A 19107-nucleotide genomic window follows, 5' to 3' on the forward strand; every position below is an offset into this window, starting at 1 on the left:
GAACCGTAGGCGATGGCGGCGGCTCAGAGGGGCGGACCGCCGAGCCACAGCCTCCCGACGAGTGAGGTGCCCCCGGGCGTGCCGACGGGCTCCCAGCGGGTCGACCAGCCCATCGCGTGCAGCTGCACGACCGCGGCGCCCACGACCGCCCCGAGGTTGAGCGCGGTCGCCACGGTCACGGCGTCGGAGAGGTGCACGTCGACCACGCCGTCGTCCTCGCCGCCGTAGCGGAGCACGACCGGGAACTCCGGCAGAGCGGCGGCGGCCACGCGGAAGGCCTCGGCGACGGCGTCCCGGTCGCCGGGGCGCGGGACGAGGTCGGGTTCCGGCGCGCGGGAGGGGACGACGTCGCGCGAGCCGTAGGGGAACAGGTCGTCGGCGGGCAGCCGCACCAGCGGCCGGGTGCCCACGTCGTCGGCCGGTCGCCGCAGGGGGAGGCCCCGCACCACGGCCACCGGGACACCGGCCAGCTTGCCCTTCACCAGGTCGGCGGCCGAGGCGATCTCGTCGACCACGGCGGTCCGGGTCGTCTCCAGCCGGTTGCCGTGCGCGTCCACCGCGCCGCGGTGGTCCTCGAGGGCCTCGATCCCGGCCGCGCCGACCGCCACGTCGGTCAGCCCCTCGCGCCAGGTGCGGCCGAAGGTGTCGGTGACCACCACCGCGACGTCCACCCCGGCCAGCTCCTTCAGCCGCGCGCGCAGCCGGCGCGCCGAGGCGTCGGAGTCCTCCGGCAGCAGGACCAGTGCGTCGGCCGACACGTTGGAGGCGTCGATCCCGGCCGCGGCCACCACCCAGCCGTGCCGCGTCTGCACGATCCTCAGCGGGCCGCGGCGGGCGACGACCCGCACCGTCTCGTCGTCCACGGCGCGCTGGCGGGCGGCCTCCCGGTCCGCGCCGGGCTCGACGCGGACCAGCCGGCCCTCCACCTTGGACACGACCTTCGAGGTGACGACGACGACGTCGCCGTCGGCGATCCAGGGCGCGGCCGACGCGATCGCGGCGGCGAGGTCGTCACCGGGTGCGAACTCCGGCAGCCCGGGGACGGGGAGGACCGAGATCCCGGCCGGCGCGTCGGTCACCGGGTGCAGGCGTCGAGGGCGGCCCGGGCGAGGGCCTCGGTCGCCTCGGGGGAGGACATCATCAGCGGCCGGGGGTGCACGTCCACGCCCGGCACGTCGGCGGCGTCGTCCTCGGCGACCAGCCAGGCGTCCAGCAGCCCGCCGTCGGACCGCGCGCCGTAGTGCCGGCCCACGCCCTCGGCGCTCACCTCGATGCCCATGGCGGGCAGGCACCGGTCGGCCATGCCGCGCACCACCGCGCCGCCGACGACGGGGGAGACGCCCGCGATCCGGGCCGGTGAGGCGACCAGCGCCTCGCGCAGGCCGGGCACGCCGAGCACGGTGCCGATCGAGACGACGGGGTTCGACGGCGCCAGCAGGACCGCGTCGGCCGCCGCGAACGCCTCGACGACGCCGGGGGCGGGACGCGCCGCGTCCACGCCCACCTGGACGAACGCCGCCGGGTCGAGGGCGGCGCGGTGGCGCACCCACCACTCCTGGAAGTGGATCGCCTGCGGCCGGCCGCTGTCGGGATCGGTGACCACGACGTGGGTCTCCACCCGCTGGTCGCTCATCGGCAGCACGGTCACGCCGGGCTGCCAGCGGGCGCACAGGGCGGCGGTGACCGCGGAGAGCGGGTAGCCGGCGTCCAGCATGCGGGTGCGCACGAGGTGCGTGGCCAGGTCGCGGTCGCCCAGGCCGAACCACGTGGGATCGGCGTCGTAGGCGGCCAGCTCCTCCTTGACCGTCCAGCTCTCCCCGGCCCGGCCCCAGCCGCGCTCCTCGTCGATGCCGCCGCCGAGGGTGTACATGACCGTGTCGAGGTCCGGGCAGATGCGCAGGCCGTGCATCGTCACGTCGTCGCCGGTGTTCACCACGGCGGTGATCTCCGCCTCAGGAGCCGCCGCGCGGACACCTCGGAGGAAACGAGCCCCTCCGGTCCCACCGGCCAGCACGACGATCTGCACGAAACGCATGGTGCCTGATGAGCACTTGTCGACTGTTCGCCGGGCGTGTCGAGGGGTGCCACGAGATGTGACGAACGGGGTGGGGCTGGTGGGGCTGGTGTGGCGTGTCGCTTACACCGGGCAAAGTTGACGACCGGGCAACGACACGCGTGTAATTCCGGCGGTGTCAACGAGTGCTGAACGGCCCGGGAACGTCCTGCCGGCCGAGCACCGGGACGAGAGCGAGAGGGGACGCACCGTCATGGCAGAGGTGTCGTGGTTGAGCGATTACGTGAACGGGACCGAGCGGTCGGCCGACCGTCTGGGGGCCACCGCGGCCGTCCAGGGGATGCAGGCCGTGGGACAGGGCACGGGTCAGCCTTTCGTGGGGTTCCTGGGCTTCGGTCTCGAGGCCGACGCGCAGTCCTGGCAGGAGCAGGCGCTGTGCGCCGAGACCGACCCGGAGGCGTTCTTCCCCGAGAAGGGCGGCTCGACCCGCGAGGCCAAGAAGATCTGCACCGGCTGCGAGGTCAAGGCCCAGTGCCTCGAGTACGCGCTGTCCAACGACGAGCGCTTCGGCATCTGGGGCGGGCTGTCCGAGCGTGAGCGCCGCCGGCTCCGCCGCCGCGCGATCTGATTCAAGGACCCCTCGCCCCCCACCGCTCGCAGGCTCGCGGCGGGGCCCTGCGAGGGGCCGTTCCATCCGCTTGCCGCAGCCGCCGACGTCCCCTCGTCGGCGGCTGTGGTTGTGTTCGGGGCATGCCCGACCGCACCGCCCGCGTGGTCAGCGGGCGCGCCCGGGTGGTCCGCGAGGTCCGGGCCGCCGGCCCGCTGATGGCCCGGCTCGCCGCCCCGCCCACCGCCCGCGGACCGTGGCTCACCGCGGTCCTCAACCAGGGCGCCGCGCACCGCTGGTCCGGCCGGCCCGTCGCCGTCGTCGTCGACGGCGCGCCGCACGACCCGCCGCGGGCGGCGGGCTTCCTGCTCGTGCGGCGCCGCGGCCCGCTCGCCGTCGTCGAACTGCTGGGCGGGTCCACCCGACCGCTGCCGGGCGGCCGGCCCACCGCCCGCCTGCTCGCCCGGGACGACGACGCCGCCGAGCTCCTCGCCGCCGGCATCGTGGAGCTGCTCGCCTCGCTGCGCGGGCCGGTCACCCTCCGCCTGTCCGGTCTCCCGCTGGGGGACCCGACGATCCGCGCTCTCGGATCCCGGCTGCCCACGGCCGAGATGGCCAACGTGCGCAGCACCCGCCTGGTCGACGACCTGGACGCCGCCGGCCGGGTCGAGCGCTCCCGCGACCCCCGCGTGGTCGAACGGCTGCTACCCCGGTTCCTGGACGCCGAGCCCGACCGCCGGTCGCGGGACTTCCTGCGCGCCACCGCCCGGCTGCACGCCGCACTGGGTCAGCTGGAGGTCGCGGTCCTCGACGCCGACCGGGGCGCGCTGCTGACGCTGGTCGACGGGACCGACCGCTGGCCCTGGCTGGGAATCGGCGCCGACCTGGGCGCGGAGATGGGCGCACCGCTGGTGGGGCTGACCGTCGCGCCCCGTGCGTGGCCGGGCCTGCCGTGGATCAGCCCGCGCTGAGCTCGCCGCTCACCGGCGCGGTGCCGGTGCCGATCCGCACCTGGCCGCTGGCCTCGCCGTCGACGTCGGTGAGCGCCAGCTCCACGTCGTAGACCCGCCCGGTCGGCTCGGGCGCCGTGCCGGCCGGGCGCAGCTCGGTCGCGGCCGGACCCCGGACCAGGAGCCGGTCCCCGTCGCGCTCGACGACCAGCTCCGGCGACGTCAGCTCCGCGTGCTCCACGAGCGAGGGCACGCAGCCGGCCGCTCCCGGGTCCTCGGGCGGCGCCGCGGCGAGGCAGTTCCAGGTGGGCAGCCGCAGCTCCAGCCGCCCCGTGCCGCCGTCGGTCGCGAGCCGCAGCTCGGGATAGGTCACCGTGATGCCGACCGCCCGCTGCTCGAGCACCAGTCCACCGCCGGTGAGCCGGCCCTCGGTGCCACCGGCCGGAGGCGTGGGCGCCGGTTCGGACGCGGACGGGCGGGCGGCGGTGTCGCGGTCCGGCGCGCGGCTGCCCACCGCCACCGCGGCGGCGAGCCCGACCAGGACCAGGGCGGCGAGCGCCAGCACCGCCAGCGGCCGGAGCCCGCGCTCGTCCGCCGTCCGCGCCGGTCCGGGCGCAGGCGGGGGAGGTGGCGGCGCGAGCGCCGCCCAGCTCCCGGTCGCCGGTTCCGCGGGCCGGGTGCCCGGAGGGTGCTCCAGGAAGTCGGCCAGGTCGTCCACCCGCGGCCCGGCAGGGGTGTCGGCCGGCGGGGGAGGGGGGCGACGGCGGGCGGCGAGCACCGCCGCGACGACGGCGGCCGCCAGCAGCACGCCCAGCACCGTGCCGAGCACGAGCCAGGCGGCGCTGCCGGCGATCGGGACGTCCATCGCGGTCAGCATCTCAGCCCGCCCGCGCGCACCTCCCGGTCAGCCGGTGGGGTCGATCTCCTCGGGGTCGCGGCCCAGCAGCGTGGCGATCTGGTCGACGACGACGTCTCGGACCAGATCGGCGAGGTCCTCGCGGTCGTTGGCCCGCAGCTCCAGCGGCCGCCGGTAGACGACGACGCGCGGCGGCAGCTCCTGGCCCTGCTCCCGCCGGGCGGGCAGCACCCGCGCGAGCGGCACGCCGCCGTCGTCGAGCACGTCGCTGTCGAGGACGACCTCGTCGGGGTCGGTGTGCTCCACCCACGGCACGTCCTCGACGGCGAACTCCACCCCGGCCAGCTCGCGCTCCCAGCGGCGCTCCAGGTCCTCGACCGCGTCGAGCACGAGGTCGTCGAACGCCTCGCCGCGGCTGCGCGCCAGCGGCACCTCGTCCGGCACCAGGCGTCCGCGCAGGCCGCGGCCGTGCCGGTCGCGGCGGGAGCGGGCGGGACGACGCCGGGAGGAGCTCATGACGGCCCGAAGCGTACGGCGAGGGGCGACACGCCGGGCCCCGGAACGAGTTCGGCGACGATTTCCCCGGTCGCGCCGCGGAGGGCCGCAACCCGCGCCCGACCGGTGACGATGCCCACGGGACCATCGTGCAGGATGGTGCGCGGCGGTCCGAATACCGGTGCGCCTGCTGTCGCACACCGCGCAGCGGGATTACTGTGCCTGTCGTGAGGAACCGGTGGTGAGGCAGTCACGTCGCTGCTCGCGCAGCGGCTGCGCGCAACCGGCAGCGGCGACCCTGACCTACGTCTACGCGGAGTCGACCGCTGTCGTGGGCCCGCTCGCGACGTTCTCGGAGCCGCACAGCTACGACCTGTGCGAGTTCCACGCGGAGCGGCTGACCGTGCCGCGCGGCTGGGAGGTCGTCCGGCACGAGATCGACCTCGACGACGCGGGCCCGACCGGCGACGACCTGCTCGCGCTGGCCGACGCGGTCCGCGAGGCAGCCCGTCCGGAGCCCCCGCGCGACCCCGCGGACGACGGCAGCGGCATCCGCCGGGGCCACCTGCGGGTCCTGCCCGACCTCCCGTAACGGCTCAGCCCTCGACCCGGTCGCGGAGCAGGGCCGTCGAACGGGCCCGAGGTCCACGGTGCCGGCTCCTTCCCGGCAGTGCCGGGGGGATCTCGCCGGCAGAGTCCGGATCCGACCGGCACGGTGGGCGCGCGTGGGGGCAGTGAGGTCCTTATAGGCTCGTGCGCGTGGCAGACCTGTCCGCGCTGATCAAGGCCTACGACGTGCGCGGCGTCGTCCCCGACCAGTGGGACGAGTCGGTGGCCCGGGCGATCGGCGCCGCCTTCGCCGAGTTCGTGCGCGCCGACTCCGGTGCCACCACCGTGGTGACCGCCCACGACATGCGCGAGTCCTCGATCCCGCTGTCCCGCGCCTTCGCCGAGGGCGTGATCGCCCGCGGCCTCGACGTCGTGGAGGCCGGCCTCGGCTCGACCGACCTGCTGTACTTCGCCGCCGGCTCGCTGGACCTCCCGGGCGCGATGTTCACCGCCAGCCACAACCCGGCGCAGTACAACGGCATCAAGATGTGCCGGGCGGGAGCGGCGCCCATCGGCCAGGACTCGGGGCTGGTCACCATCCGCGAGTGGGCCGAGCGCGACGACTACGAGCGCGTCCCCGACCGGGTCGGCTCGGTGTCCGCCCGCGACGTGCTCGCCGAGTACGCCGCGCACCTGCGCTCGCTGGTCGACCTGTCGGGGATCCGGCCGCTGAAGGTCGTCGTCGACGCGGGCAACGGCATGGGCGGGCACACCGTGCCGGTCGTCCTCGCCGGCCTGCCGCTCGACGTCGTCCCGCTGTACTTCGAGCTCGACGGCTCGTTCCCCAACCACGAGGCCAACCCGCTGGACCCGGCGAACCTGGTGGACCTGCAGGCCGCCGTGACCGAGCACGGCGCCGACATCGGCCTGGCCTTCGACGGCGACGCCGACCGGGTCTTCGTCGTCGACGAGCGCGGCGAGCCGGTCAGCCCGTCGGCGATCACCGCCCTCGTTGCCGTGCGGGAGCTGGCGAAGGGCCGCGGGACGACGATCATCCACAACCTGATCACCTCGCGCGGGGTGCCCGAGATCGTCCGCGAGCACGGCGGTCAGCCGGTGCGGACCCGGGTGGGGCACTCGTTCATCAAGGCCGAGATGGCCCGCACGGACGCGGTGTTCGGCGGCGAGCACTCCGCGCACTACTACTTCCGCGATTTCTGGCGGGCCGACACGGGCATGCTCGCCGCCATGCACGTGCTCGCCGCGCTGGGGGAGCAGGCCCGCCCGCTGTCGGACCTCACCGCCGCCTACGCGCGCTACGCCGCCTCGGGGGAGATCAACTCCACCGTCGCCGACGCGCCGGCGCGGGTGGCCGAGGTGCGGGAGATCTTCGAGGCCGAGGGCGCGACCTTCGACGAGCTGGACGGGCTCACCGTCGAGCTCCCCGACGGCGCGTGGTTCAACCTGCGGGCCAGCAACACCGAGCCGCTGCTGCGGCTGAACGTGGAGGCGCCGGACGTGGCGCGGATGACCGAGCTGCGCGACCGGGTGCTCAGCACCGTGCGCACGGAACAGGAGCAGAGATGACCACCACCCCCGGCGCCGCGGCGAGCGGCCCCCTCGGCCTGGACGCCGACCTGCTCTCGATCCTGGCCTGCCCCGACACCCACCACACCCCGCTGACCGTCGACGAGGCGGCCGGCGAGCTGGTGTGCGCCACCTGCGGCCGCGGCTTCCCCGTGCGCGACGGCATCCCGGTGCTCCTGCTCGACGAGGCGCGGCAGCGCGGGTGAGGACGGGCTCGCGATGACCTCGCCCGAGATCGCCGAGGAGGTCCTCGACGACCTGGACCTGCTGCGCGCGCGGGACCCCCGCGGGCTGCTGCCGGCCGTGGCCGGCGCCGGTGCGCAGGTGCGCGAGACGTCCCGGCTGACCGACGAGGCGAACTTCTCCCGGGTCACCGACGGCGGGCGCCCGCGCGGCCTGATCATCGTCGCCCGGCGCGAGGGCGCGGTCGCCGCGTCGGTGCTGCGGGCGCTGCTCGGGCCGTCGAGCCCGGTGACGGTGGACGTCGTCCCGGGACCGGCGCTGCCCGTGTGGGCGGGGCCGAGCGACATCGCGGTGGTGGTCACCCGCACCGGTGAGGGCAGCTACGCCGTCGGCCCGGCGTACGAGGCCGCCCGCCGCGGGGTCTCCGTGGTGGGCGTCGGCGCCGAGGACGCGCCGCTGCACGCCGCGTGCGCGAGCGCCCGCGCGCCCTACGTGGCGCTGCCGCGCACCCGCGTGCGGCACACCACGCTGTGGTCGCTGCTGACCCCCATGCTCCGGCTGGCGACCGACCTCGGGCTGCTCGCCGCCGGGGTGGCCGACCCCGACGAGGTCGCCGCCGCGCTGGACCAGGTGGCCGAGGAGTGCGGTCCGGCCCGCGAGTCGTTCGTCAACCCGGCCAAGACGCTGGCCCTCGAGCTCCTCGACGCCCTGCCGGTCATCGCCGCCGAGGGCCCGCTGGCCGGTGCCGCGGCGACGCGGATCGCCGATCAGCTGGCCACCCTCGCGGGGCTCCCGGCGACCGGCTTCCGGCTGCCCGACCAGCGGGTGGCCGCCTGCGCCGTCCTCGGCGGGCCGCTGGCCCCGCACGAGGAGGACGACTTCTTCCGGGACCGCGCCGACGATCCCGGCCGGCGGCTGCGGCTCCTCACGATCCGCGACCGCGAGGCCGGCGGGCACGGCGGCGCGGGCGAGCGCGAGCCGCGCTCGGCGGGAGAGGCGATGCAGCAGGTGCTGCGGACCGCCGCGGCGCACAACGTCCCGGTCAGCGGCCTGGCCGAGCACGGCGACCCCGACCGGTTCCCCCGCCTCCCGGGGGTGGCCCGCCAGCTGGCCGTCGCCGACTTCACCGCCGTCTACCTGGCGCTGGTGCTCGACACCGAGCGCGCCCTCGGGTCCTGACCGCGCACAGCGGAGCGGGACGGGCGACCATCACTGCAGCAGCACGGACGTGCTGACCGATCGGAAGGACTTCCCGTGGCGGGTGGACTCGTAGCGCTCCTGGACGACGTGGCGGTGCTGGCGCGAGCCGCCGCCGCGTCGATCGACGACATCGGCGCCGCCGCCGGCCGGGCCAGCATGAAGGCCGCCGGGGTCGTCGTGGACGACACCGCCGTCACCCCGCAGTACGTGCACGGCCTCAACGCCGACCGCGAGCTGCCGATCATCCGGAAGATCGCGCTGGGCTCGCTGCGCAACAAGCTGCTGATCATCCTCCCGGCGATCCTGCTGCTCAGCCAGTTCCTCCCGTGGCTGCTCACCCCGATCCTGATGATCGGTGGCGCCTACCTCTGCTACGAGGGCGCGGAGAAGATCTGGCACCGGGTCAGCGGGCACGCCGAGGCCCACGCGACGGTCGAGGACGCCCTGCCGGACGAGAAGACCATCATCTCCGGCGCCGTGCGGACCGACTTCATCCTGTCCGCCGAGATCATGGTCATCAGCCTCAACGAGGTGGCCAGCGAGGCGTTCGTGTCCCGGGCGCTCATCCTGATCGTGGTCGCCATCGGCATCACCGTGCTGGTGTACGGCGTGGTCGGCGTCATCGTGAAGATGGACGACGTCGGGCTGAACCTCGCCCAGCGCTCCGCGAAGGGCGTGGCCGCCTTCGGCCGCGGCCTCGTGAAGGGCATGCCGAAGCTGCTCAGCGTGCTCACCGTCGTCGGCACCGCCGCGATGCTGTGGGTCGGCGGGCACATCATCCTGCTGGGCACCGACGAGCTCGGTTTCCACCCGCTCTACGAGTTCGTGCACCACCTCGAGGAGGCCGCGCACGACGCCACCGGTGCGCTCGGCGGCGTGGTCGGCTGGCTGGTCAACACCCTGGGCAGCGCGATCCTCGGGCTCGTGGTCGGCGCCCTCGTCGTGGTGGTCGTGAATCTCACGCTCCACCGGAAGAAGAAGGACGCGGCGGCGCACTGAGCGCTGGGGGACAGTAGGGGCATGCACCCGGGGGACACCGACCGCACCCAGTTGTCGCCGGAGCGCCGGCGGGCCGATCGGGCCCGTCTGGCCGACGGCGTCGTCGACGTGCTCGTCATCGGGGGTGGTGTCACCGGCGCGGGCGCCGCGCTCGACGCCGCCAGCCGCGGGCTCTCGGTGGGCCTGCTGGAGGCCCGGGACTGGGCGGCCGGCACGTCCAGCCGGTCCAGCAAGCTCATCCACGGCGGCCTGCGCTACCTCGAGCAGATGGCCTTCCCGCTGGTGCACGAGGCCCTCAAGGAGCGCGCGCGGCTGGTCCGCACCATCGCGCCCCACCTGGTCCGCCCGCTGCCCTTCCTGCTGCCGCTGACCGCGCCGGTGTGGCAGCGCGCCTACTACGGCGCCGGCGTCGCCCTGTACGACGCGATGGGGGCGGCCTTCGCCCGCGACCGCGCCATTCCGCGCCACCGCCACCTCTCCCGCCGGGCCGTGCTGAAGACGTTCCCGGCCCTGCGGCGGGACGCGGTGCGCGGGGCGATCCGCTACTACGACGCGCAGGTCGACGACGCCCGCCACACCCTCGCGGTGGTGCGCACCGCCGCCGGCTACGGCGCCGCCGCGCTCTCCAGCGCCCGCGTCGTGGAGCTCCTGCGCGACGGCGACAGATCGGACGCGCCGGTCGTCGGGGCGCGGGTCGCCGACCTCACCGACGGCTCCACGTTCACCGTGCGGGCCCGCAGCGTGATCGCCGCGACCGGTGTCTGGAGCGACGACGTCGGCGCGATGCTCGGCACGTCGGCGCCCAGCCTGAAGGTGCGGGCCTCCAAGGGCGTGCACATCCTCGTGCCCCGCGCGGCGATCGACGGCGGGGACGTCGGGCAGCACGGGCTGATCCTGCGCACCCCGACGAGCGTGCTCTTCGTGATCCCGTGGGCCGACCAGTGGATCGTCGGCACCACCGACACCCCGTGGACGCTGGACCGCGACCACCCGGCGGCCAGCAGCGCGGACATCGACTACCTGCTCGACCAGGTCAACCGGGTGCTCAGGGCGCCGCTGACGGCCGACGACATCGTCGGCGTCTACGCCGGGCTGCGACCGCTGCTGGCGGGGGAGTCCGACGAGACCAGCCGGCTCTCCCGCGAGCACGCCGTCGTCGTGCCGGTGCCGGGCCTGGTGCTGGTGGCCGGCGGCAAGTACACGACGTACCGGGTGATGGCCGCCGACGCCGTCGACGCCGCCGTCGAGGGGCTGCCCGGCGCACCCGCCTCGTGCACCGCGGAGCTGCCGCTGGTGGGGGCCCGCCGCTGGACCGAGGTGCGCGACCGGGCGGCCGAGCTCGCCGCGGAGCACGGCCTGGCCGAGGACGCCGTCGAGCGGCTGCTGCACCGGCACGGCGACCAGGTGACCGCTGTCCTGGACCTGGTGCGGGCCGACCCCTCGCTGGGCCGCTCGTTGCCCGGGGCTCCCGGGCACCTGGCCGCCGAGGTGGTGCACGCGGTGACCGCCGAGGGTGCGCTGCACCTGGACGACGTCCTCACCCGGCGGACCCGCATCTCCATCGAGACGCCGCACCGCGGGGTGGAGTCCGCCCCGGAGGTCGCGCGCCTCATGGCGACCGTGCACGGCTGGCAGGACGACTTCCTCGCCCGCGAGATCGCGCACTACGAGGCCCGGGTGGCGGCCGAGCGCGAGTCGCAGCGGATGCCGGACGACCGGACCGCCGACGCCGCCCGGCTCGGCGCGCCCGACGTGCGTGCGGCGGTCCGGGGGAGCGCCGCTGCCTCCGGAGGGTGACGGGCGTTCCTGAGCAGGCAGGTCACCCGTAACCTGCGACCACGATGTGGCAGCTGAGCAACGGCATCCGCTACTACCCCTGGGGTAGCCGGACCGTCATCCCCGACCTCCTCGGCGAGCCCGTGCCGGCCGACCGGCCGCACGCCGAGCTGTGGGTCGGGGCGCACCCCGACGAGCCGAGCGTGCTGTCCGACGGCCGTCCGCTGGACAAGGCGATCGCGGCCGAGCCCGAGGCCCTGCTCGGGGCGACCGTCGTCGAGCGGTTCGGCGCCCGGCTGCCGTTCCTGCTGAAGGTGCTCGCCGCGGACAGGCCGCTGTCCCTGCAGGCGCACCCGACCACCGAGCAGGCCGAGATCGGGTACGCCGCCGAGGAGGCCGCCGGGATCGCGCACGACGACCCGACGCGGACGTTCAAGGACCCCTTCCACAAGCCCGAGCTGCTGCTGGCGCTGACCACCTTCGAGGCGCTGTGCGGGTTCCGGCCCGTCGAGGAGTCGCTGCACTGCCTGGCCAAGCTGCAGGTCCCCGAGCTCAAGCCGACCATCGCCGCGCTCGCCCGCGGCGGGTTGCGGGCGGCCGTGCCGCAGCTGCTTGCGCTCCCGCAGGACCGGCGGTCGGAGCTCGTGTCGGCGGTGGCCACCGCGGCGGCCCGCTTCGTCGCGGCGCACGACCCGGAGTTCATCAACACCTACCGGTGGGCGGCCACCCTGGCCGAGACCTACCCGGGCGACCCCGGCGTCGTCATCTCGCTGATGTGCAACCACCTGAAGCTCTCGCCCGGTGAGGCGGTCTTCCTCCCGGCGGGCAACCTGCACGCCTACCTCTCGGGTGCCGGCGTCGAGGTCATGGCCAGCTCCGACAACGTGCTGCGCGGCGGGTTGACGGCGAAGCACGTCGACCTGGCCGCGCTGATCGAGGTGCTGGACTTCAGCGACGGCCGGGTCCCGGTGATCCACCCGGTGCTCGGCCCCGGCGGGCTGCGCTACCCGGTGCCGGTCGCGGACTTCGACCTCACCCGGGTCTCCCTCGACGAGCAGTCGGGAACCCTCACCACCCGCGGCCCGCAGCTGCTCCTCTGCACGGACGGCACCGCCGAGCTGGCCACCGCGGACGGCTCGCTCACCCTCGGGAAGGGGCGGTCGGCCTTCGTCCCCGCCGGCGCCCCGGTCAGTGCCCGCGGCCCGGCAGTCCTCTACCGGGCGACGACGAACGTCGGCTGACCGGCCGCGGTCCGCCTCCCGGCCCGGGTCAGGGGATCCGTTCCAGCCAGACCGTCGCCGGGCCGTAGCCAGGCGCGTACGTCTCCCACGACGGGAGGCCCTCGGGCACCTCGACGACCCCCGGCTGCCACACGAGGCGGTAGTCGAGCTCGCGCGGCTGGTCCTCGAAGTCCAGCCGGTAGAAGTTCGCCCGGAGGATGAAGCGGGTCACGGGGGAGGCCTGGTCGATCCGCTCCTGGATGAGGGGAACGGCGAGCCCCGGGTCGGAGAAGACGTCCACGACCGAGCAGTCGCAGGCGTAGGCGACCGTTCCGATCTCCGGGGTCGACGCCACCGTGCCGTCCCCGACCAGTTCGCCGACCTCCTCGCCGAGCTCGAGGTAGGACGGCGGGAGCGCCCAGTTGCCGAAGATGACGGGGTGGGTCCACGGGAACCCACGCCCGGCGACGGTGACGACGGCCAGGCCGGCGACCAGCGCCGCGACGAGGACCGGAGCGGCGTGCGCCGGCACGCCGCCGGGCCGGTCGCTGCGCACCCGGCGGAGCAGCAGGGCCAGCCCGAGCAGGGCGGTCAGGCCCAGGGCGACGGTCGAGGGCACGTAGTACCAGTGGTACGGCGGCACGTGGAGCAGGCAGTAGGCGCCGAAGTGGGCGAGCCCGCCGACCCCCAGCCCGGCCACCGGCCACACGTGCGCGGGCAGGCGGCGGCGCAGCCCGACGACGAGCAGCACCGCGGTGACCAGGACGCCGATCAGGGCCGGTACGACGGCCATCGAGACGGCGGGCCCCTGGTCGCCGGACCAGAACTCCAGCCAGCCGTTGGCGAAGGTGATGTCCCCGAAGGAACGCTGCAGCGTCTTGATCACGAAGCTGGTGGGGATCGCCGATCCCAGGAACCACCAGCTGAACGCGAACCAGGGGAACGCCACCGCGAGGCCCACCAGCGGGGACACCCACAGCCGACGGCGCAGGGCCGGGGTGAGCAGGAAGACCGCCGCGACGACGACGCCGATGTCCAGCCGGGTCAGGACGAGCAGCCCCGCGAACACGCCGAAGGCGACGCGGCGACCGCGCACGGCCTCGTCGAGGAGCCCGGTCATCAGCGCGGCGGTGAGCAGGACCTCCATCCCGATGGAGGAGTTGACGAACGGGTTGGCGAACACCAGCGCCAGCACCGCCAGGGACCAGGCGGGGGAGATGCCGAGGCCCCGGGCGGCCCGCGCCGCCCACAGCGACATCGCGGCGGAGAGGACGACGGTGAGCAGGCCCAGGCCCACCACCGGCCGCAGTTCGCCGGTCACCACCCGGACCAGCGCGGTGGCCAGGGCCAGCAGCACGACGTTGAGCGGTGAGGTCGCCGTGTTCGTCGTCTCGGTCGGGATCAGACCCCAGTGCAGGTCCGCGGCCAGGTTCTGGACGTAGCCGAGCGTGATGTAGACGTCGTCGATGAGCCCCTCGTGGGAGACGTAGGCGACCAGTGCCCCGACCAGCGCTCCCGGCGTGGCCCAGCCGAGGCCGTCCAGCCACCGGCGACGTGGCCCAGGGGCGACGGTGGTGGCGGGCGGGTCGAGCGCTGCGACGGTGGCCACGGGGCGCGGGCTCCTCACGTCAGGTCCTGCAGGGTGGTGGGACGGACGCGGTCGGGCCGCGCTCCGGCCCTACGGTCCCCCGGCGGGTGCGGCGGTACCTGGTCGAGCGTCCCCCCACCGCGGGCCGAGAGGCGAGCCGGTGACGCACGCGGGCCGGGTCGTCACGTGCCGTGGTCGTCACCGCGGGTCGCCGTCGACCGTCCCCGCTGAGAGCGCGGACCGTCCGGGATCGGCATACGTTGGCGCGGATGTACGCGCTCACCGGAGGTCATCCTTGGCGATAACCACGCAGCCGCAGGTCACTGCCGCTCCCGCCCCCACCGTCCGGCCCGAGCCGGGCGCGAGCCGGCTGCTCGCCCAGCGCACGCTCTTCGCCGGTCCCACCGCCGACGTCCCCGCGGAGATGTACAGCTCCCCGACCCGCGGCGTCGCGGTCTGCGAGCGCGACAAGGTCGTCCTCGACGGCCACGCCATCGTGTCGACGAACACCTACTTCGGCCGCTTCCCGGCCTCATACTGGCAGCGCTGGACCTCCGCGCGTTCGGTGGAGCTGGAGGCGGTGCTCAGCGGCACGGGCCTGCTCCGCGTCATGGCTTCCGACAGCTTCGGCACCCCCCGCACCCTGACCACGCACGAGGTGGTCGACGGGCACGAGGAGCAGGTGACGCTCACGCTGCCGCTCGACCGCTTCGTCGACGGCGGCGCGATGTGGGTCGAGCTCGAGACGAGCACGGCCGGCATGACCGCCGAGAGCATCCGCTGGTCGGTGGCGGCCCTCAAGCCGCGCCGGGCCACCGCCGTCGTCATCTGCACCTACAACCGGGCCGACGACTGCCTGGCCACGCTGCAGACCCTCGCGGCCGACCGCGCCGTCGCCGATGAGCTGGCCGCCGTCTACGTCGTCGACCAGGGCACCGACACCGTCGAGAGCCGGCCCGGTTTCGCGGACGTCCAGGCCGCGCTCGGTCCCGTGCTGCGGTACGTGCGCCAGCCGAACCTCGGCGGTGCCGGCGGCTTCACGCGGGGCATCTACGAGGCCGTCCGCAACGAGACCGTCGAGCGGGTCAACCTGCTGCTCATGGATGACGACATCCGGCTCGAGCCGGACACCGTCGTCCGCCTGCGGGCGCTGGCCGACCGGGCCGACGAGCCGATCCTCGTCGGTGGGCAGATGCTCAACCTGCTCCACCCCGACCGCCTGCACGTCGGCGCGGAAGCGGCGAACCTCGCCATCCTGCGGGCCGGCCAGCCGGTGCCCGACGCCCTGACCAACGCCGACGTCACCGAGCAGCAGCAGGACCTGCGCATCGACGGTGACTACAACGCGTGGTGGACCTGCATGATCCCGTCCGAGGTCGTCTCCCGGATCGGATACCCGCTGCCGGTCTTCTTCCAGTGGGACGACATCGAGTACGGCCTGCGTGCCCGGGCCGCCGGTTTCCCGACCGTGACGTTGCCGGGCGCCGGTGTGTGGCACGCGGACTTCTCCTGGAAGAACTGGGACGACTGGTCGCGCTACTTCAGCTACCGGAACTCGCTGATCACCAGCGCGCTGCACAGCGACTTCGATCGCCGGCGCATCACCGACCACCTGGCCCGGCAGCTCATCGACGCCCTGGTGTCCATGCGCTACGGCCTGGCCGCCCTGCTCATCCGCGCGGTCGAGGACTTCCTGCGCGGGCCGGAGTCGCTGGCCGACGGAGGGACGGAGACGGCCGCGGCCGTGCGCAAGCTCTGGGCCGAGCACCCCGAGACGGCGAACCACCCCGCGTCGGCGGTGCCCGGCGTGCGCTCGGTGGACATGAAGCGGACGGCGCCCGGTGGCAACCCGTCCATGCCGCGCGCGGTGCTGGCCAAGCGCATCGTCACCCAGCTGCGGCGGCGGACGCGCGGGACGGCCGCCGTCAGCGCGGCCGACGCGCACTGGTGGCACGTCTCGCTGTTCGAGACCGCGGTGGTCACCGACCCGTCGCAGGAAGGCGTCCGGCTGCGCCGGTTCGACCGCGACACCATGGTGCGCCTGGCCCGCGAGGGCGGCACGGTGCTGTGGCGGCTCGTGCGGGAGGGCGGAGGCGCCCGGGACCGCTGGCGGGCCGCGCTGCCGGAGCTGTCGGACCGGCAGACCTGGAGCCGGCTCTTCGAATCGAGGTAGAGCGGGCGGTGGCGCCCGGCGCGGAGCACCGACCCCGGTCGGACCGTCCGACGGCGTTGCGCCGCACCTCGGCCGCGGCACCGGCCTAGCGTCGGGGCACGAGCAGTTCCGGCCGGTGGGGGAGCCCGTGCACGACCGAACCAGCTTCCGGTCACGCCGCCTCGCCGTCGTGACCCTGGTGCTCGGCCTCGCGGCCGCGTCGGCCGGTTGCGGCGAGATCGACCTGTCGGAGAGCGGTGCGCCGGCCCCGCTCTCGTCCGACAGCGGGCCACCGCCCGCCGGCTCCGCGCTGGCCGCCCTGGAGCAGGTCGAGGTGAAGGGGCGCGCGCCGCGCACCGGCTACGAGCGGGAGAACTTCGGCGACGGCTGGGTGGACACCGACCGCAACGGCTGCGACACCCGCAACGACGTCCTGGCGCGCGATCTGACGGCCGAGACCTTCCGGCCGGGTGCCCGGGACTGCGTGGTGCAGTCCGGCACGCTGGCCGATCCGTACTCGGGGTCGGTCATCGAGTTCGTGCGCGGGGAGGGCACCAGCGAGGCCGTGCAGATCGACCACGTGGTGGCGCTGTCGGACGCGTGGCAGAAAGGGGCGCAGGGCTGGGACACCGACCGGCGCGTGGCGTTCGCCAACGATCCGCTGAACCTGCTCGCCGTCGACGGGCCGCTGAACATGCAGAAGGGCGACGGCGACGCCGCCACCTGGCTGCCGCCGACGACGTCGTTCCGGTGCGCCTACGTCGCGCGTCAGATCGCGGTCAAGGTGACCTACGGACTGTGGGTGACCCAGGCGGAGCGGCAGGCGATGGCCGACGTCCTGGCGGAGTGCCCGGCGGAGCCGCTGCCGGACGGCGGCACCGGCCCGGCGGTCCTCCCGCCGTCCGGACCCGCGGCGGTGACCTACGCCGACTGCGCGGCCGTGCGGGCTGCCGGCGCCGCCCCGATCCGCCGCGGTGAGCCCGGCTTCTCGGACGCGTTCGACGGCGACGGCGACGGTGTGGGATGCGAGTCGTGAGGCGCACGCGGTCCTGACCTCGGCAGTTCCCTCGCGGGTTGCGTGTCGCGGCGTACCGGGGCGGTGGCCGCGCCTACGTTCCGGAGCGCTGTCGTCTCGCCCGGGGGAGTAACCGTGTCCGCTGCACCTGTCACCGGTCGACGCCGGGTGGCCCTCGCTGGAGCCGCCGCGCTCGCCCTGGTCCTCGTCGTGGCCGGTGCCGCCTCCGGCGGAGCTCCGGGCGCGCTGGTCATGGCCGGGCTGGTCGTCCTGGTTCTCGGTGTCGGCGCGGCACTCCTCGGGCACGCGCGCTGGGCCTTCATCGCCAGCCGCCGCGCCGCCGGGACCGTCGCAGCCGCCGGCCTGGTCGCGGTGCTCGTGGGTGGCGCGACCATGCCCGGCACCGAGCCGACAGCGTCGACTTCCGAGGCGCAGGAGGTGGAGGAGGAGCAGCAGGCGGAGCCCACGCTCAGCGCGGCCGAGCTCGAGGCCGCAGCGGCGGCCGCCGACGCGGCGCTCGCCGAGGCCGAGACCGCCGAGACCGCTGTCCAGGCCGACCGCATCGCGTCGGCCGCCGGCGTGCTCAACCCGACCAGCGCCGACGCCGTCGTGGGCACGGCGTCCCCGACCTCGGCGCTCGCCGCGCTGGCGGCGCTAAAGGTCAAGGGCCGGGCACCGCGCACCGGCTACGACCGCGATCTCTTCGGCTCCGGCTGGGTGGACACCGACCGCAACGGCTGCGACACCCGCAACGACGTGCTGACCCGCGACCTGACCGGTGAGACGTACAAGCCGGGCACCCGCAGCTGCGTGGTGCTCTCCGGCTCGCTGGCCGATCCCTACTCCGGCCGGGACATCGCGTTCACCCGGGGGCAGGGCACCAGCGAGGCCGTGCAGATCGACCACGTGGTGGCGCTCTCGGACGCCTGGCAGAAGGGCGCCCAGGGCTGGTCGACCGACCAGCGGGTGCGCTTCGCCAACGATCCGCTGAACCTGCTCGCCGTCGACGGACCGCTGAACATGCAGAAGGGCGACGGCGACGCCGCCACCTGGCTGCCGCCGACGACGTCGTTCCGGTGCGCCTACGTCGCCCGGCAGGTGGCGGTCAAGGTCACCTACGGGGTCTGGGTGACCCAGGCGGAGAAGAACACGATGGCCACGGTGCTCAGCACCTGCCCCGGCGAGCCGCTGCCCGGCGGCGTGGTGGCGGCGCTGCCCGAGCGCGCTCCCGCCCCCGCGCCGGCTCCCGCCCCGGCTCCCGCCCCGGCTGTCGCGCCGGCCCCGGCCCCGGCTCCCCGGCCCGCGCCCGCGCCCGCGCCCGCGCCCGCCCCCGCTCCTGCACCCGCCCCGGCCCCGGCGCCCGCTCCTGTGCCGTCGGCGCCCGTGTACGCGAACTGCACGGCCGTGAAGGCCGCCGGCGCGGCTCCCATCCACCGAGGAGCGCCGGGCTGGCAGGACAAGTTCGACCGCGACGGCGACGGCATCGCCTGCGAATGACCGGTCACGACGTCGAGTCCTCCGACCCACCGCCCTTCTCGAGACGGTGGTGGACGGACACGAACCCCTACTGGGGGGAGTGGCGCTCCGGACCCTGGGGACGGGCCTACCTCGCCCTGGTCGTCGTCCTGCTGCCCCTCGGCGCGTACTTCTCGGGCGGCACGTGGCAGGGGTGGATCACCGCGATCGCGCTCCTGGCGTTCGTCCTCGTCGCCAGCCTGACCGCCCGACCGGGCCGGCGCAGCGACATGGCGCGCCTGCGCCGTCACCAGCACGGGTACCGGGGCGACCACGAGCGCGACGGCTGAGTGCGGGCCGTCCCCGGGGCCGCGCGGCTAAGCTGGACGCCGGCACGAGCCCCGCCGAAGCCTCGGCATGCTCGCTCTCTCAGACGACCCCGTAGCGTCCGCCGGTTCCTG

The 19107-nt window shown here is 75.1% G+C and carries 18 protein-coding genes; 13 read left to right on the forward strand and 5 right to left on the reverse strand.

Translation table 11 applies throughout. From position 1 onward, the window contains the following. Positions 1 to 23: 23 nt before the first annotated feature. Both DQ244_RS10835 and cofD read right to left on the reverse strand, forming a co-directional pair. Positions 24 to 1079, reverse strand: coding sequence for a coenzyme F420-0:L-glutamate ligase (locus tag DQ244_RS10835; protein ID WP_113811465.1), 1056 nt, complete (start codon positions 1077 to 1079; stop codon positions 24 to 26). After that, the gene (gene cofD / locus DQ244_RS10840; protein WP_113811586.1) at positions 1076 to 2026 is read right to left on the reverse strand and encodes a 2-phospho-L-lactate transferase; all 951 of its coding nucleotides are present in this window, start codon (positions 2024 to 2026) and stop codon (positions 1076 to 1078) included. Before cofD ends, DQ244_RS10835 begins: the two co-directional genes overlap by 4 nt. A gap of 328 nt (positions 2027 to 2354) precedes the next feature. Between cofD and DQ244_RS10845 the strand changes: the two genes are divergently transcribed. Continuing rightward, complete coding sequence (locus DQ244_RS10845; protein WP_199580362.1) at positions 2355 to 2642, forward strand: WhiB family transcriptional regulator; 288 nt, start codon at positions 2355 to 2357, stop codon at positions 2640 to 2642. A gap of 122 nt (positions 2643 to 2764) precedes the next feature. Beyond that, the gene (locus DQ244_RS10850) at positions 2765 to 3592 is read left to right on the forward strand and encodes a hypothetical protein (RefSeq protein WP_113811467.1); all 828 of its coding nucleotides are present in this window, start codon (positions 2765 to 2767) and stop codon (positions 3590 to 3592) included. On the opposite strand, the gene DQ244_RS10855 is transcribed toward DQ244_RS10850, so the two are convergent. Both DQ244_RS10855 and DQ244_RS10860 read right to left on the reverse strand, forming a co-directional pair. Further along, positions 3579 to 4436 (reverse strand): hypothetical protein, encoded by an 858-nt coding sequence (locus DQ244_RS10855; RefSeq protein WP_147251507.1) that lies wholly within the window; start codon positions 4434 to 4436, stop codon positions 3579 to 3581. The genes DQ244_RS10850 and DQ244_RS10855 overlap by 14 nt on opposite strands. Before the next feature lie 39 nt (positions 4437 to 4475). After that, on the reverse strand, positions 4476 to 4943 hold the full coding sequence (locus DQ244_RS10860; RefSeq protein ID WP_113811469.1) for a metallopeptidase family protein: 468 nt from the start codon (positions 4941 to 4943) through the stop codon (positions 4476 to 4478). Positions 4944 to 5163: 220 nt separating this feature from the next. On the opposite strand from DQ244_RS10860, the gene DQ244_RS10865 reads away from it, so the two are divergent. The 7 genes from DQ244_RS10865 to manA all read left to right on the forward strand — a co-directional run bounded on the left by DQ244_RS10865 (position 5164) and on the right by manA (position 12457). Then, positions 5164 to 5514: a DUF3499 domain-containing protein gene (locus DQ244_RS10865; RefSeq protein WP_113811470.1), complete on the forward strand. Its 351-nt coding sequence runs from the start codon at positions 5164 to 5166 to the stop codon at positions 5512 to 5514. 167 nt (positions 5515 to 5681) lie between these two features. Beyond that, positions 5682 to 7058, forward strand: coding sequence for a phosphomannomutase/phosphoglucomutase (locus DQ244_RS10870; protein WP_113811587.1), 1377 nt, complete (start codon positions 5682 to 5684; stop codon positions 7056 to 7058). Next, positions 7055 to 7264, forward strand: a complete 210-nt coding sequence (locus DQ244_RS10875; protein WP_113811471.1) for a Trm112 family protein — start codon at positions 7055 to 7057, stop codon at positions 7262 to 7264. The genes DQ244_RS10870 and DQ244_RS10875 overlap by 4 nt, the downstream gene beginning before the upstream one ends. A gap of 13 nt (positions 7265 to 7277) precedes the next feature. Continuing rightward, complete coding sequence (locus DQ244_RS10880) at positions 7278 to 8420, forward strand: SIS domain-containing protein (RefSeq protein WP_113811472.1); 1143 nt, start codon at positions 7278 to 7280, stop codon at positions 8418 to 8420. 75 nt (positions 8421 to 8495) lie between these two features. Next, on the forward strand, positions 8496 to 9440 hold the full coding sequence (locus tag DQ244_RS10885; protein ID WP_113811473.1) for a DUF808 domain-containing protein: 945 nt from the start codon (positions 8496 to 8498) through the stop codon (positions 9438 to 9440). Positions 9441 to 9461: 21 nt separating this feature from the next. Then, positions 9462 to 11237 carry a glycerol-3-phosphate dehydrogenase/oxidase gene (locus DQ244_RS10890; RefSeq protein ID WP_113811474.1) on the forward strand — a complete coding sequence of 592 codons (1776 nt, stop codon included), beginning with the start codon at positions 9462 to 9464 and terminating at the stop codon, positions 11235 to 11237. A gap of 44 nt (positions 11238 to 11281) precedes the next feature. Then, entirely contained in the window at positions 11282 to 12457 is a 1176-nt protein-coding gene (gene manA, locus DQ244_RS10895) for a mannose-6-phosphate isomerase, class I (RefSeq protein WP_113811475.1), read from the forward strand. 28 nt (positions 12458 to 12485) lie between these two features. Here manA and DQ244_RS10900 read toward each other — a convergent pair whose 3' ends face one another. Beyond that, positions 12486 to 14045, reverse strand: a complete 1560-nt coding sequence (locus tag DQ244_RS10900) for a hypothetical protein (protein WP_113811476.1) — start codon at positions 14043 to 14045, stop codon at positions 12486 to 12488. Between the two features lie 274 nt (positions 14046 to 14319). Between DQ244_RS10900 and DQ244_RS10905 the strand changes: the two genes are divergently transcribed. The 4 genes from DQ244_RS10905 (at position 14320) to DQ244_RS10920 (ending at position 18996) form a co-directional block, all read left to right on the forward strand. After that, on the forward strand, positions 14320 to 16197 hold the full coding sequence (locus tag DQ244_RS10905) for a glycosyltransferase (protein ID WP_199580344.1): 1878 nt from the start codon (positions 14320 to 14322) through the stop codon (positions 16195 to 16197). Between the two features lie 127 nt (positions 16198 to 16324). Beyond that, complete coding sequence (locus tag DQ244_RS10910; RefSeq protein WP_233491318.1) at positions 16325 to 17212, forward strand: DUF1524 domain-containing protein; 888 nt, start codon at positions 16325 to 16327, stop codon at positions 17210 to 17212. Positions 17213 to 17326: 114 nt separating this feature from the next. Next, the gene (locus DQ244_RS10915) at positions 17327 to 18688 is read left to right on the forward strand and encodes a DUF1524 domain-containing protein (RefSeq protein ID WP_233491319.1); all 1362 of its coding nucleotides are present in this window, start codon (positions 17327 to 17329) and stop codon (positions 18686 to 18688) included. Then, positions 18685 to 18996 (forward strand): hypothetical protein, encoded by a 312-nt coding sequence (locus DQ244_RS10920; protein WP_113811478.1) that lies wholly within the window; start codon positions 18685 to 18687, stop codon positions 18994 to 18996. Before DQ244_RS10915 ends, DQ244_RS10920 begins: the two co-directional genes overlap by 4 nt. The last annotated feature ends 111 nt before the right edge of the window (positions 18997 to 19107 follow it).

Origin of the sequence: Blastococcus sp. TBT05-19 (assembly GCF_003319095.1) — a bacterium.
Taxonomy (GTDB): Bacteria; Actinomycetota; Actinomycetes; order Mycobacteriales; family Geodermatophilaceae; genus Blastococcus.